Source organism: Microcoleus sp. T3_B1 (assembly GCF_036700445.1).
Taxonomy (GTDB): Bacteria; Cyanobacteriota; Cyanobacteriia; order Cyanobacteriales; family Microcoleaceae; genus Microcoleus.
Genome location: NZ_JAUBOX010000042.1, coordinates 36,668 through 51,183, shown reverse-complemented (window position 1 = coordinate 51,183; position 14,516 = coordinate 36,668). Strand labels below are relative to the sequence as shown.

Annotated in this window: 23 protein-coding genes; all 23 read right to left on the bottom strand. The window is 42.3% G+C overall.

All coding sequences use genetic code 11. The annotated features are described in order from the left end of the window. Nucleotides 1-213 precede the first annotated feature (213 nt). Complete coding sequence (locus tag QT990_RS21385; RefSeq protein ID WP_333142250.1) at nt 214-819, bottom strand: hypothetical protein; 606 nt, start codon at nt 817-819, stop codon at nt 214-216. Between the two features lie 9 nt (nt 820-828). Further along, nucleotides 829-1,194 carry a hypothetical protein gene (locus QT990_RS21380; RefSeq protein WP_333142251.1) on the bottom strand — a complete coding sequence of 122 codons (366 nt, stop codon included), beginning with the start codon at nt 1,192-1,194 and terminating at the stop codon, nt 829-831. 87 nt (nt 1,195-1,281) lie between these two features. Continuing rightward, nucleotides 1,282-1,533: a hypothetical protein gene (locus tag QT990_RS21375; RefSeq protein WP_333142252.1), complete on the bottom strand. Its 252-nt coding sequence runs from the start codon at nt 1,531-1,533 to the stop codon at nt 1,282-1,284. Nucleotides 1,534-1,563: 30 nt separating this feature from the next. Beyond that, nucleotides 1,564-1,899, bottom strand: a complete 336-nt coding sequence (locus QT990_RS21370; RefSeq protein WP_333142253.1) for a hypothetical protein — start codon at nt 1,897-1,899, stop codon at nt 1,564-1,566. A 56-nt stretch (nt 1,900-1,955) separates the two neighbouring features. Continuing rightward, nucleotides 1,956-2,327, bottom strand: coding sequence for a hypothetical protein (locus QT990_RS21365; RefSeq protein ID WP_333142254.1), 372 nt, complete (start codon nt 2,325-2,327; stop codon nt 1,956-1,958). 62 nt (nt 2,328-2,389) lie between these two features. Next, nucleotides 2,390-2,971, bottom strand: a complete 582-nt coding sequence (locus QT990_RS21360; protein ID WP_333142255.1) for a hypothetical protein — start codon at nt 2,969-2,971, stop codon at nt 2,390-2,392. Between the two features lie 81 nt (nt 2,972-3,052). Further along, the gene (locus tag QT990_RS21355; protein WP_333142256.1) at nt 3,053-3,976 is read right to left on the bottom strand and encodes a DUF5131 family protein; all 924 of its coding nucleotides are present in this window, start codon (nt 3,974-3,976) and stop codon (nt 3,053-3,055) included. Between the two features lie 73 nt (nt 3,977-4,049). Further along, entirely contained in the window at nt 4,050-4,424 is a 375-nt protein-coding gene (locus QT990_RS21350) for a hypothetical protein (protein ID WP_333142257.1), read from the bottom strand. Between the two features lie 114 nt (nt 4,425-4,538). Next, entirely contained in the window at nt 4,539-5,294 is a 756-nt protein-coding gene (locus tag QT990_RS21345) for a hypothetical protein (protein ID WP_333142258.1), read from the bottom strand. Nucleotides 5,295-5,407: 113 nt separating this feature from the next. Continuing rightward, on the bottom strand, nt 5,408-6,055 hold the full coding sequence (locus tag QT990_RS21340; RefSeq protein ID WP_333142259.1) for an HNH endonuclease: 648 nt from the start codon (nt 6,053-6,055) through the stop codon (nt 5,408-5,410). Between the two features lie 288 nt (nt 6,056-6,343). Then, on the bottom strand, nt 6,344-6,805 hold the full coding sequence (locus QT990_RS21335; protein ID WP_333142260.1) for a hypothetical protein: 462 nt from the start codon (nt 6,803-6,805) through the stop codon (nt 6,344-6,346). A 74-nt stretch (nt 6,806-6,879) separates the two neighbouring features. Further along, on the bottom strand, nt 6,880-7,335 hold the full coding sequence (locus QT990_RS21330) for a hypothetical protein (protein WP_333142261.1): 456 nt from the start codon (nt 7,333-7,335) through the stop codon (nt 6,880-6,882). An 86-nt stretch (nt 7,336-7,421) separates the two neighbouring features. Further along, on the bottom strand, nt 7,422-7,907 hold the full coding sequence (locus QT990_RS21325) for a hypothetical protein (protein ID WP_333142262.1): 486 nt from the start codon (nt 7,905-7,907) through the stop codon (nt 7,422-7,424). 102 nt (nt 7,908-8,009) lie between these two features. Beyond that, nucleotides 8,010-8,285, bottom strand: a complete 276-nt coding sequence (locus tag QT990_RS21320; RefSeq protein WP_333142263.1) for a hypothetical protein — start codon at nt 8,283-8,285, stop codon at nt 8,010-8,012. A 44-nt stretch (nt 8,286-8,329) separates the two neighbouring features. Beyond that, nucleotides 8,330-8,587, bottom strand: coding sequence for a hypothetical protein (locus QT990_RS21315; protein ID WP_333107496.1), 258 nt, complete (start codon nt 8,585-8,587; stop codon nt 8,330-8,332). Between the two features lie 83 nt (nt 8,588-8,670). Beyond that, on the bottom strand, nt 8,671-9,267 hold the full coding sequence (locus tag QT990_RS21310) for an SLOG family protein (protein ID WP_333142264.1): 597 nt from the start codon (nt 9,265-9,267) through the stop codon (nt 8,671-8,673). Between the two features lie 69 nt (nt 9,268-9,336). Then, a complete protein-coding gene (locus QT990_RS21305; protein WP_333142265.1) occupies nt 9,337-9,942 on the bottom strand; it encodes an alpha-ketoglutarate-dependent dioxygenase AlkB in 606 nt (201 codons plus the stop codon). A gap of 77 nt (nt 9,943-10,019) precedes the next feature. Next, entirely contained in the window at nt 10,020-11,432 is a 1,413-nt protein-coding gene (locus tag QT990_RS21300; protein WP_333142266.1) for a phospholipase D-like domain-containing protein, read from the bottom strand. Nucleotides 11,433-11,525: 93 nt separating this feature from the next. Then, entirely contained in the window at nt 11,526-12,035 is a 510-nt protein-coding gene (locus tag QT990_RS21295) for a hypothetical protein (protein WP_333142267.1), read from the bottom strand. Between the two features lie 161 nt (nt 12,036-12,196). Further along, a complete protein-coding gene (locus tag QT990_RS21290) occupies nt 12,197-12,493 on the bottom strand; it encodes a hypothetical protein (protein ID WP_333142268.1) in 297 nt (98 codons plus the stop codon). A gap of 150 nt (nt 12,494-12,643) precedes the next feature. Next, entirely contained in the window at nt 12,644-13,159 is a 516-nt protein-coding gene (locus tag QT990_RS21285; RefSeq protein WP_333142269.1) for a hypothetical protein, read from the bottom strand. Between the two features lie 152 nt (nt 13,160-13,311). Next, complete coding sequence (locus QT990_RS21280) at nt 13,312-13,707, bottom strand: hypothetical protein (protein WP_333142270.1); 396 nt, start codon at nt 13,705-13,707, stop codon at nt 13,312-13,314. 173 nt (nt 13,708-13,880) lie between these two features. Beyond that, complete coding sequence (locus tag QT990_RS21275) at nt 13,881-14,324, bottom strand: hypothetical protein (protein WP_333107486.1); 444 nt, start codon at nt 14,322-14,324, stop codon at nt 13,881-13,883. Between the last annotated feature and the right edge of the window lie 192 nt (nt 14,325-14,516).

Genomic DNA, 14,516 nt, shown 5'->3' with positions numbered 1-14,516 from the left:
CCAGACATCGGGGAAATCTGACATTAAAAAAACTCCGATCCCTCGGCATAATTTCTTACTTTTAATTTTTATTTTGGAGTCAGTTACAGGCATTAATAACGCTGGTGTCAATTCCCAAATCAAGAGTATATTAATTACCAAATTGCGAATGGGTTGAAGAAAAACTTTATCATCGATCGAAAGAGTAGGTTTACCGAAGTTTGCGTTTTCATCCTAAATCAAAGTACCATCACTTTTAACACCAGTTCCTGAAGGCCACACAGTTTCATAAGAATCAACTGTGCAAATCTGAAAATATCGACCGTGTTTCAAGGCAAATGGTTTAATTTCGATGTTACTCCACTTGCCATAATTCCAGCTTGGATAATCACAATCACTACACGAAACCGTCAGATAATCCACTTCAGCACCATCGGGCGTGTGAATTAAGCCTTTGGGTATGGCTAGCAGGAAACTAGGTAAGGATGGTTGCCAACCTCTCAGGATACCAGGTTTAGCAAGTACATCTGTCTGATCGAATGCTGTAATTAGCTGCTCAGTCAAGCAATAAATAGGAGCATCTTTGATAAACCAGAGAGCTGTTCGGTAGCTATGGATGAATGCAGATAAATCAACTCTGAAATATTCAACTGTGCAACTTGACAAAGCTACTGAAATAATTCCGCTTAAAGTCTGCCAATTGATGTAGTTCGGAGGCATTTTGTAAGCCCGATCGCCCCTAATTTCTTTGAGTAAACCTTTGTAGATATTCTCAAACATTTTCAGGCTGCGATCGCGATTAGGATTGTTTTCGTCAAAGATGATTGATTTTACTTTCATGATTTGGCTTCAAATGTTAACGTAAATGATTCGAGTTCTCTCCGCTGGCATCCGTCTCAAGTTGGCTTTAACTCCATAACTTAGACCGTCATAAACTGCCAACATATAATCTGCCGATCGACTCATTTCAATATCTTGACGTGGATATCGACCTACATCAATGATTTGATGACCGAAACTTAGACCGCTTCCTGTTTCATAAACTTTAACGTTGCGATATTCCAGAACATTTAGGAATGCTAAAGCTAGTTGATCGAAACCCCGATAGTTCCCGATTAAGATGGTAGCATTTAGCTTTGTGATATTATGAATTCGCGTCCACATTTCCGCGTTCATTTTCTCAAGTCTTTCGGTTCCCGTGAGAAATACTTGCATTGACTTAGGGTATAATTGATTTGGTTTTTACTGATCTAATTGACTGTTACAAGCGCGATGTAACAGTCACTTTTTCTGACAACTTTGCTAAATCCTTTTGAGAAGCATGGCAATTCGATCGTACCGATCGGCATGACAACCGTTATCAAAAATTCCAAACTGTTTATCAGAATAGTTGATGCCCAATACCGAGATGATGCAGTAGTGACTGTAATAAGGGAATAATATTGAGCCTAAATATGGCTCAATATATTCCGTTTCAAACAAAGCTTTCGCTGTTAGTTTTTCATACTGTTGCTGGCTGTTTTGTCCCAACAGTTCTAAAGTCTGAGTGTACATGGGGTCAGTGGTTAGCTTAAAGACACTACTCTATAGCGAAGCTCCACGATTGTAATAATTCAATAGCTTCACTTCTGTAAGTTGATCAATCGACCACATCTTGACTAACAATTGACCTATTTCATCGTAAGTTTCGGGAGACTTAGCAGCCTCAAAGCCCTGGGTTTTATCGAGGATCGAACAGGTGTTGCGGTAATATCGGAACAGTTTATCTAACTCTGGTGCGATATTGAGTCTATCCCACTGTAGTCGGTTAGCTAATCTCAGAGCTGGTCGATCGTCGGGAATAGCTGAAGGATCGATGAACCGATAAGAATCAGTTCGATCGCCTGAATTGTTGATTTTGAGGAGATAGGGCAGTGACATATTATTGTTCCAAAAAGTCACTACCCTACAGCGAAGCACTATTACTATTTACTTGGCTACTTGGCACCACGACTGTAGTGATTTACTTTTCTCTCTTCTGTTTCTTGTTCGATCGACCACAGTTTAGCCAAACGCCGACCAATCTCATCATATTCTTCTATGCGAGAGTGGTAAAAACCATAACCTTCTCCTACATATCCTTCATCACATCCAAATGTTAGAAAGATATAACATCGATCGTCATAGGAAGGGAACAGTTCACCCAATACGGGCTTAATATGTTTCTTTTCCCAACGAAGTTTTGCAGTTAATTCCTGAAATGCTAAGTCTGCATCAAATTTAGCAACAGGTTTAGATTCAGGTTTAGGTTCACGCTCAGATTGAGGCTCAGGGAACTTTTCATTTTTCTTGGGAATGTGAATCGGCATATTAATTCTCCAAACTTACAATTTCACAGCTTTACAGCGAAGCAAAACCAACTAATTTTCTACTAACCATTACCATTAGAACGCCGAGTGTGATTATGATATTGCCGTTCCTGTTTCCGTTGGCGTTCCCGATCGACATGGCAAGGAACGCAAACGCATTCAACTTCTAAATGGTTGACGGCATCGTACCCCTTGTAGTGGTCATATTCATGCTGTCGTAGCTTGCGGGGCGGTACGCCATCGGGCCCTAAATGACCACAATCCACGCACGGGATATTACGGGCATGGAGTAATTTATCACGTCTGACTGCGTAATTTACGCGGTTCCGGGCTTGGGTTTTGTCGCCATCTCTGCCAGGAACCGGGGGAAAGCCTCGGGATTTGCGTATGTCGATCGGAATAGGCTGATACCTTTTTCGTAGCTTGCGGGCACGTAGCGCATCGAAGGCTCTACGACAGCTTCTGCAACGGTTGTCTTTGCCGTCGCGGGCATTTTTGCTGTCATTAAACAAGTTCAGCTTTAACCAGGATTTGCAAGAGAAACACCATTTCAGACCAGACTTAACATTTTGCTGATATTCTTCAACAGAAATTCCAATCTTGGCAGCAGCGATTTTTTGTCCGCCGATTTTTGTGAGTGCCATATTTGTTGATATAGGTAGTAACTAAAAGAAAAACCTCTGACCTATGCGAATAGTTTGTCAGAGGTTTTTTCTCAAGCAGGATTAGAGAGAGAGAGAAGACGGCAACATTTGTCTCGGAACAGGAAACTGACGAAATCTCACATCTTCGGGAAATTCTTCGATCGTCCCGCCCTTTTTATCTTTAAGCTTCAGTTTTTGGTAAGTAGTTGCTACTCCGTCGATATAGCAGGCGCTGAGAATGGGGTTTGAGCCAAGTTGTTTGACAAATATCGCCACGTCTTCAGCACTTTGACATTGGTTGATCATGAATCGAATCCAGTCGAGGTCACAGGGACGCGCACCGGGCCCGGATTCACCACCGATAATTACTTGGTCGATTTGATCTAGCCATTCTTTCTTAATCGTTACCCGTTCTAATAAAGGCTCACAGCTCAGAAACCAAACTACTGATTCTGTTTCTAAAAGGTAAGGGATTCTTTTAGTAGAATCTTGGTTCTCGATCGTCGTGCCAAGCCATAGATTCGGAATCGGCCAGACAAACTCTGCCGGGGGTAGCTTGAGTTGTCGTCTCAAATCCTCAACGTGTTTTCTGATGGGTTCTTTTGCCGATCGAAAATAGTCCGGCATCCGCTCCGGTCTTTTTGTCAAAACTTGAAAGGTATGCTGGGACGCTATCACCATATAAGCAAAAGCTAAATCCAACATATCATTACTGACCCAATGCCCGAAGCAGTCAGTCATGGAGAAGATGAAAATTCTCTCACCTTTCTTCATTTTCACCAGTTTCTCCATGATGATTGAGGAGAAAACCATGTTGACAGGGGCTGTCCCGCTGTAGGCTAAGCCACTGGCAAAGACGAAGTAGTTGCTTAGATTCATTGTTTCGGCATAACAATGAAGGCATCCTGGACTGATTTTATGACACCAGTGTCCGCCGTGTTTGCCATCGGCTTTGACCAAATGGATGGGATTAGCCGTGATGCCAGTCCACTGAATATTACTCATGTGTTTTAGATGTTGGGGTAATCACGCGCGCGTGTTAATTAACGCGCGCCTATATATGTAGAGAAATGGGAGACTAGCTGGTTACAGTGATATCCAGGTCATAGACGGCATTACCTTCAAGCAATCTTTCTGTGGTGTGGCTTCGGATCGCTTGTTCGGACTTGAGGTAGATAGTGCAATCGCCATCGGTTCCGTTGCCGTTCGTAGCTTGCGGGCGCGTAGCGCATCGACTGTGCCATGCCCAAGACACTGTTTCCAGTAATTCAGCGGGAGAGGAATCTGTTACCCATTGCCAGTCAGAATTGTAAAATTGAGGTAAAAACCGTTGACCGTTTTCTTCGGCAACAGCAACAGCTTTTTTGAGAAAATCTATCACATACTCTTTGAAGAGTTTGAGAATGTGTTGTTGATTGCCTGTTGCGCTAGTTACTTTGATTGTTTTGAGCATGAGATTACCTTTCTTTGACAGAGATTGAGTGAATAGTGGAGTCAGTTCGATCGCCATAAATAAGGACGATCGAACTGAACAGAGATTCAGAGGATTACTCCCCTGAATGTTGAATTATTTGCCTTTGAGTTGCTTGACAGGTTGTTGTTCAGCTTCAACAACTTCAGCGCCGTTAGCCGCTGCAAGAGCTAAACCTGAATCAGAAGCAGAACCCAAACACATTGCCTGATTCTCAATCAGTCGAGGATCGCTGCAATGACGGATACCGTTTTTCTCATCTTCAAAAATCATACGAGCAGCTTTTACGGCAGCCTCTTCAAAAGGATTTCCGATCGGACGAGTGGTGATGGCTAAGTAGTAGTAAGGGCCGTAATTGCCTTCACTTTGTACCATCTCGAATCGGAAAATGTTTGCGAAATAAGCATCTGATGCTTTGTTGAGTGCATATTGACTGTGATCGCCTTGCATACCTTCAGCAACCCAAGAATTGAACGCTTCTCGCCCAAAACATTCAACTAAGCCTTTCATTTTGTCCTGACTTTGACGGTGGATGAGAAAGGTACTTAATTCAGAACATTTTTCATGAAAGTGAGTCTTGATTCCCCCGCCTACTGGAATGCCCCAGATTTCGGTGAATTGCTCATTTTCGTAGTGAGGTTTGAAAGTGAGAGTTTTCTGTCCGATCGCACAAATCGCCATCTCAACAAATTCACCACGGGTCAGTCCTGCTTTCTCTGCTTTACTGCTGTTCATTCCTTTGGTTTCGCCAGTGACGAACATTCCGAACTCGCGCGAACAATTTGCTCTGTAACGGCTAGGAATAGTGGGAATACGAAAAGCGAATCCGTCTATGACAATTGGGTTTTGCATTTTAGTTTTAGTTTCTAGTTGAGTTTGTGGTTTAGTTTCAGGTTTTGTTTCATTGAAGTTCCTTTGACTAAGAAAATCAAAGGAACTCAAAACTTAACAGCGAAGCATTACTATCACTCTGGATTTACATGAGTCCAAGTTTTATTTTGCTTAATAGCTGCGATCGTCGATTTCCCGACACCGTATAATTTACCGATTTTACTGGCACTCATTCCTTCAGAAAGTAACTTTTTGATGTGTTTTACTTTGGATTCATCAAGCTTTGCGTTAACTCTTCTTGTGTTTATTTTAGCTCCAATTCCTTCGACATGACTCCAGATTTTGCCTGTGTTAATAGCAGAAATTACAGAAGAATAAACCCCAAACTTTTCAGCAATTTCTCGGGTTGTAAGTTTACCTTCAGCTAACAAATCTCGAATTTCTTCAACTTGAGATTCCATAAGCTTAGAAATACCTACAACCGAGCCTTTTGCTTGACGGTTCTTCTGCTGTCGATCGGCTATATTATCAACCTGAGAAGCTAAGAAAAGATGGTCAGGATTGATGCAGAGTCCATTGTCGCAAGTATGACAAACGCACATCTTTTCAGGAATTGCACCTTTGTAAGCTTCATAAGCTGCACGGGAAAGTTGATATGACTTACCGTTGATGATAATCTTGGGTCTGCTGCCTGCACTATGGTAGTCAGTTATCCAGCAGCCGTCCTTTGAAATGATGTGAAGCTCGATTCGTTGCTTGACTGTCAAACCGCGAGTAGTCATAGCATCACCGAAAATTCTTTGGAACAGTTCGCTCTGTAACGGCTGGGGATTGTAGGAATGTGAAAAGCGAATCCGTCAACAATGATTGGGTTTTTCATGATTTTGTTTCTGGTTGATTTTGGGATTTGTTTCTGTTTCTGTTTTTGTTTCTGGTTAAGTTTCTGTAAAAAATAAACTCAATACTTAAAAGCGAAGCACTACAATTGCTTTAGCTTTATCTATTAAATTTACCGTAATTTTTGATTGCTGTGGGCGATCGCTCGGCTAACAGCAATCAAAATTACTAAGTTAATTCAATTGGATTTCATTCAATCTTTCATCACGACAGTAATCTATTGCAGAATTGAGAATATCCTGAGCTGTTTCTAGTCCGAATTTCTCATGATCATTGCTCGGATTACGAGGAAAAGTGTTTAATATGAAGCCTTTCCCTAGCTGAGACTTAAACGGGAGAAAGTCTAATTCATAGATTTTCTCAGGTTCTATCGGGGGAATTTCTCTCTGTGCAGTGAGGAAAGTTGAGAGAGTTCCGCCAGAATCATTGATGACAAATCCCCAGACTTCTGTTACTGGCAGCACACCAAGTACAGAATTAATCTTTAAGATTCGGCTATTGATTTTTACGATCGCCATATTGAGCGATGGAAATTCTAGACCTTCTAAGGTGAAGTGTCCTTTGACTCGATTTTCTTTGTAACGAAGAAATCGCTCTACCTGAAAACTGGATTGATTGACAGTGATTATTGTCATTGTACAAAATAGTTGTTGAAATCAACATCCTAAAGCGAAGCACAATAAGAGAGTACAATCGCTTTAGGTTTATTTTAATGCTTCAAGTAGTGAACATAAACGGCTAATGCTGGCACTTTATGTTCAGTTTTCTTAAGTGCGCTCGCCCGCTGTTTCTCTAAGTTTTGTAAGTAGACAGAACTGAGAAGCGCTTCGTGTTTTGTTTCTGCTTCTGCAAGCATTTCCTTCAAATCGTTAATGTAAGCTTGACTGTTAGCGAGAGGGATTGCATTCGATCGACATAAATTATCGTATTCACGGCTGATATCCTCATCAAGTCGAGCGACACTAAGATTTTCGTTATCGTAGCGAGTGCGAAGTTGGATAACGATTTTGGCATTGTCATCGTTAAAGACTACGTTTTTGCGAGCTTTGTTAGACTCAATAATCTCGAAAGATTCAAGAATAGCATCAGGTTCGATCGCTTCAGCTTCAACTTTTAATCTTTCAATTTGATTGCGAATTTCGGCAAGTCTTTTGAGATGTTCCATGATAGAATTGTTGTGTGGAAAATACCTGAAACTGAATTCAAAAGCGGTTAGTCCTACGCTAACCGCTTTTTTTGTTGACTATTTAGCTACCAAGTTAAAGCATCTGCTGCTGCTTGTTGTGCAGTACCACTAAACTGATCTTCAAGACTAGAATTATCGAATAATCCAGCTTCATGAGCAGCGCCGATTTCATCATAAACGGCTTCAACATCAAACTCTTGTTCAACCGCTTCTTGCAGTTCGTCAAACGGCAGATGTCGATCGAAATGCTTGAAATCCTTGTGAAGATACCATTCAGGTTGCAGTTCGATCGACTCAACATGATTCTCAATCCATTTGAGGAAGGCAAACTTAACTTGGTCAGGTGTAAATAAACTGCACTGCTGACAATCCAAAGCCAGAAGTCTTTCAACAATTTGATCCAGATCAATCAGTTTGCCGATCGCTTCTAGAAGCATCCGGTCATAAGCTTTCTCAGGAACTAATATCTCAACAGTTTCACAATCAAGATTAGAATCGATTGCTGATTGTTGAAGAGTTTGTGCTAAAGTAGTTGAAAATTGGATGGACATATTTTACCTTTGATAGATTGTTTGACAGAGTGATAGAGAAATCAGTACCCCCCGGCGAAGCCTTCACGAAGCGTCGCCGGGGTTTTCTTGTCAGAGCGTTTGTCAGAGCGAAGGTAAATTAATTCGGAAAACTTTAGCTTCAGATTCAACGACATTGTAAATATCGTTGCTCATGTGTTCGACTTTGGCTTTAAACCAACGCACAAACGCTAATTTGACATCAGAATCGTTGTCCATCTGACAGTCACAGATGCAGCGAAATTTAAGCGTTTCTACGATCGCATCAACATCGACTATCTTTTCAATTAGTAAAAGATAGTCGATGTCTTCTTCTGACCAAGTTTGCGGTGCTCTGAAGGTAGCTGAATGGTTTTGCATTTAGACACAGAAACAAAAACAGAACACTCCCTTACAGCGAAGCATTATTTTGTTTTTGTTTCTGTGTCTATGGAATTAGCTAAAGCGTAGGAATTGAGAAGATAAAGCAGGCTAGCAGCAGCGACGGTAGTATATTTGGTAGTCTGTGGTTTGCCGTCATTTTTATCAGGAACAGAACGCTTGATTAAGTAAGAGCTGTCGGAGATGCGATCGCAAGTGAGAATGTCTCCGCGTTCGATCGCACCCTTCGCAAGTTTGGTGATGCGACTGTGAATATGCGCTATAACTGCTTTTTTCTTCATTTTGAGTTTCTGGTTGAGTTTTTGGTTAAGTTTGCGGTTGGTCAGATGTCCCCCTTAATAAGGGGGGATGTGAGGAAAAACAGCTAGAAGAGGCGTAACTGACGGTGAGCAGGTTCAACAATTAAGAACTGAGATTCAGCCGGGACGTACTGATAAATGAGCAGATTATGATTGCGGGCCATCTCAAAAGTTGTGGCAGTTCCACCCCCAACGCCGTGAGGATCGCCGGAAAAAACTGCTAGGCAAATGTCCGATCGTTTCACCATCCAAGCATTCCGAGCCTGCATGACACCTGGACTGTAATTCTTGTAAAGGCAGACTTGATCAGTTGCTTGCTCCAGCAACTTTTTGTAATGACTTTGCTCACGAGGTTTCCAGAGAAGATGTTGATCAGCGCAAGGAATCACGGCTGTCCATTTGAGTTTACGCCGAACTAAAATCTCTGCTGCAACTTGGTCAGTGCCGAGCGCCATACCACACAAGAATTTAGTCACGCCTTGCTTCACTGCCATTTTGATAAGTTTATCGATCGGAATGTTGTAATCGAACCAGCGATGTCCAGTAATCATCGCCGTGTGGTACTCTTTCACATCAAACGGTTCATGAAAATTGTATTGAGTCTCGCGGTTAAGACTTCGATTGACTCGTTGTTGTAAAGCAGGAATATTGCTTGCTGCCATGAGTTGTTTCTCTGAAAAAGAATCAACAACTCATGGCGAAGCATTACTTATTTATGTGTTATTTCTTGGCTAATAAACTTGGCGAATGGTTAAGTTTAATCTGCCGTGGTTCTTCAATAAGTCCGAGGTTTTGGGAAGAATTCTTTGGACGCCGTGATAGGCTAAACGGCTGTCACCGTGCAAGATAACGACATCGCCCGATCGTAAGAGGATGCCTTCTAATGGATCTTTCCGACTGCGGTTGCTGCCGATGACAAAACTGCAATCATCACCGAGAGATATCGAAATGATGCAGGGTTTGAGGTTGCTCTCGGTGTTATCTTGATGCAAACCTAACTTACTTTTCCCGGTGGCTGGGTAAAAGTTGATTAGGCAAGTTTCGGGCTGATAATCAAATTCACCAACTAATTTGGCTAAACTTTGAGCAATGTCTATTAACTCTGTTGGCATTGCTGCGAATGGCTGATTATTTACTGGATTGATGGATGAGTAACGGTAGCCATTTCGATCGGATAGCCAACCAACTATTCCGCAACTGGTTTGGCTACAGTTGAATTTCTGGCCACTGGGCATCACAGAAATTGTTACCCCGCCGTTGGCTCTGGCTATATTTCGGATAAGCTCAACTAAAGCTTGTTGTTCAGAAACAGAGAAATAGCTTTTGAGGTGCAGCATAGTTTTTAGTTAGAAATCAACTCATTAACGCGAAGCGCTAGGTAACAGAAAATCTCCAGCGAGGGCTGGAGAATTATCTACTTACATTCAGATTTGCGAGAATCCATCTTCTGCTTGATGCGCTGTGGCAGACCGAGAATTGCGCCTTGATAGAGTCGATCGAACTCTTGCTCGAAGTGAGCGCCGACCGTGGCACTTTCCACAACCAACAGCGTTTCATCATTTGCTCGGTTGGCGGCTTCACTCCAATTGTGAGAACCGGTGATGACTTTGGTTCCATCAACAACACCGAACTTGTGGTGCAGTCGATCGCCTACGGGAAGTTTTGGCATTCCGACCGTCGCCAGTGGCTGACTCCAGGGACGGTTTTCGACTTCCAATTTGCAACCGTCCAGTAGGCTAGCACCCATCATGTCCATCGCCTCGCTGTAGGGGCGGTAGACGAAACTGGAATCAACCAAAGCTCGGATGCCGACTCCGGTTCGAGATTTGGTTTCGAGTGTGTCAGCCAACTGCTGAGCAGAGAAGACAAACAGCGCCAGATTGACGGACTTGGATGCGGTGGCTAAAGTCCGATCGATTAATCCATTCGGTGTCTGCTGCCAGGGAGTTTTGCTTGTCGCCGGCGAGAACTGAACCGCGACGGTTGCACCGCCGACTTGAACTCTGGCGATCGGGCGAATCGACTTCTTTACACCAAACTTGCTGTCTGGTTTCCCACCGGGGCCGTCACCCCACATGAGGCTGAACTCTTCTGTGAAAACTTTGGCTAGCTCTGGACTTTGCATTTTCAGCAAATTGTTGGGATTTCCGCGACTTTCAGCGCTCTTGAAATCGCCATGAATATCGCTGGTAGTGAAATTGGCAGAAGTGGCGATAACGGTTTTGCCATCAATGATGATGAACTTGTGGTGCATCAATCCGCTGCCTTTGCTGCCGTCAGCGGTATCGTCAATCATGGGGATTCCTGCTTCACGGACGATCGCAAGAGCATCACCGCTGGAGATTTCCGCATCTGACAGCGAACCATCTTTATCAATATCTGCGAGGTTAACCAGTTCGGCATATCGATCGCGTTCCCGTTTGGGCAATGATGCTATCTGTGAGGCAGAAAGAGCGATGGGACGATTGTAGAGATTTTCGATAATGACGCGAACTTTAATACCTGAGCGATGACGATGCGCTAGAGCTTGCGCTATCCGAGGCAAACGTAACTCTTGAACTGCGACATCGACACTTTCACGAGCGCTGTTGATGGAATAGACCATGAGCTGTTCTAAATCATGTCCCGATCGAGTGACCTGACGATATGGCTCAGTATAGCTAGAAGTCTGAGACTGATTGAAATAAACCTGAAGTGATGGATCTTGAGGCAAAGCTTTGACAACTGGAGCTGCGGGAATTTCTTCAACTGCTTTTGGTTTCATGAGCTGACAGGAAGCGAAACCAGCGAGAATCAAAACTGCTAAAGCAACGATTTTCTTGTTCATGATGAGTAATTTTTGGGTAATGGATGATAGTTAAGTAGGTCTAAAAAAAAATCTCTAGCATTAGCTAGAGATTTCCTTTCTGATTCAACATGGCTATTTACACTCCTTATCTTGCTTGATTACAACTTCACCGAGATTGCCATTAGCTCCACCCCTAACTAAACAAAATTTCTTTCTAGTCCAGGGATGGCTAATGGTTATCGTTCCATGCTGGCCGTAACTACCACCAATTCCGCTATTGGTTTCACTACTCCAACTAATCAAGGTTGCTAAATTGCTACCTGCTTTACCTGCAACTTTCGCATCAATACCTCTAAAGGTTGATTTGATGTTTAAACCGCTGGGTAATGGAACTTTAGCTCCACAAACTCCGCTCAAACACTCTGCAATTGCTGGCTTATCACCCGTATAGATGGCTACACTTCTAACTTCGCCATAATTTACGATTGCATCATATCTGCTTTGCTTTGCTGTTTGAACTAACTGAACGTGAGCTGCTGTAACTTTTGCATAACCGATTAATCCGGTTCCTGCTAATAATCCAATTGCTGCTAATTCACCAGCAATTACGATCGATACCAAAGTCTCAGTTAAATTAGCCATGAGAAATACCTAGATAAGGGTTAATGAGTTGTAAATTTACAACTCATTCTCTTATCGCGAAGCGCCCTCACAAAAAATCTTCACTTACTCTTTCTCTTAATTTTAAAGCCCCAATATCCTTTACAGATACTGAGGCTTTTCTTTGCTATCGATCGCTAGAACTAAAATTCATCGGTTCTATTGTTGTTGTATTCTTTCTTGTTGGCATAATATTCCGATCGAATTTGCATCAATTCGTCGGATGTGTATCCCAACTTGCCGACAAATGTACGAATTCCTGCCAGATCCATTTTATGAATCTCATAGGTTTCCCAGTCCTTTTTGAAAATTTCGTACAAATCTAAACCTTTGAGATCGGTATCATTGTCAGCCTTGAACTGTGACCAAGCCATTATCCGAATAGCATCTCTCAGATTGGATGCTTCTTTTTCAGATTTGGTCAATATGTGAATAGCCATGATAAACCTCTAAGTAAAGTACAGAAAATCTAACTCAATTCCTTATGGCGAAGCCCTACAAAACGCTTACCTTCACCATTGTTTTTTTATTGACCGATTAGTAGATTAAGTTAAACACTTTGGATCGAATCCAAAATATTTAACTTAATCTTACCATTCAATCGACTCAACCATTTTCGATAGATAACCTTTAGCTTGATTTAATTGCCACAAAACTAAACTAAATCTTTCCTCACTCATGATCCGAGGGACAGAATGGATTTGCTTACAATTAAACTTCACAATTTCACCGTCATCTAACACACAGCTTTTGCCATCAACGACAAACTCTGCAATGCCAATATTTAGGGAAACTGCGATCGGTTGTGCATAGCCATGATCGCGATGATCAGCAATCAATCCACAACTACCACCTCTTTTCTTGCCATGATAAGTCAACAAACCTATGTCACAGCCTGGATAAAGCCTCTGACAAAGCTGATACAACCTTTCGTCATAAAACCCAAGGCTGACTTGTCCGTTGCCAAGATGGACTTTATTAAACAACCAAAGTTCTAACCTTTTATTGGTCAAACTACTATGGCTATATTCCATTTCTGCAACTAAACCTCTCAAATACTCTTTAAATTCAGAGAGATTTGGGATAACTTTCTTCATCTTTTCCATGATACTATGCTCCAAACGACAATATTTCACTCACCTCCTTATCGCGAAGCGACCCTAACAGATAACTCTCTGTAGATTCTTCTCTTTCGATAGATGATAGGATTGATGATGAAAAGTAGAAACTCTCCACCATCAATCTCTGTTAGTCAAGGCTAAAAGGCATCACCAACATCATATTCTTCTTCTTCAACAGCACTAACATCTTCAGGAATGTTACCATTGCCATTACCGTTAGACGAACTGTTATTCTTGACAGAAGCAGTCGTACTAGGAGTATTAGTTTTCTTGGCGTAGTATTTCGATCGAATCGAAAGCAATTCTGCCTCAGAAAACTCTAGACTCTTAGCAAAAGCGAGAAGATCCTCATAACCTTTGCCATGAATTTCATCAACTTGCCATTCTTTGTCAAAGACAGCATAACCGCCATACTGAAGATTCTTGAGTGCTTCTTTGTTGGTAGACTTGTACTCTTCCCAGGCAAGAATACGAAGCGCATCAATCAACAAACTACGCTTTTTGGCAGTTTTGGACATAAATACAATAGCCATGATGAAATTCCTTTGATAAATGTACAGTAATTTTGGAAATAAGCAGAAAACCTATCTCATTTCCCTATCGCGAAGCGAACCTGACAGAAAAACTACTGTAGGTTCTTTCATTTCAATTGGTGTTGAATAAGTAATAAAGGCTGCATAGAATTTGTTACTATGCAGCCTTTCCTCTACCATTCGATCGGTTCTACCATTTGTGATTTATAGCCTTTCTTCTCATTCAAAGTCCAAAGGACTAGGGAGAAGCGCTCAGGGGTCAGGATTCGTGGGACTGAGTGAGTAAGCTTGCAGTTAAATTCGCAGATGTCGCCATCATTGAGTTTATGAAGCTTGCCATTGATCGCAAATTCAGCCTCGCCAAGATTTATGCTTACTGCGTGAGGCATTGCGTAGCCGTGATCCTTGTGAGGTCGGATTAAGCCACTACTGCCTCCTCTCTCAGTGCCGTGATAGGTGAGCAAGCCTATGTTACTGCCGGGATAGATTCGTTGGCAGAAGTTATAGAGTCGATCGTCAAAATAAGCTGGCTTTACTGTGCCGTTGCCTAGATGCACTTCGTTAAAAAGCCAAAGTTCTAGTCGTCGAGTCGTCAGCGTTGAGTGGCTAGGCTTCATTAGCTCTACTAAGCTACGGCAGTAATCGCGAAAAAGCTCAAGGTTAGGGATCTCTTTCTTTAGTCGTTTCATTGGAATTATCCATCACTAAAAATCACTTCCTTATCGCGAAGCGACCCTTACAGAAAAATTACTGTTGCTTCTTCTCTTTCGATGGCTACGCCCTTCGACTACGCTCAGTGCAAGCCCGGT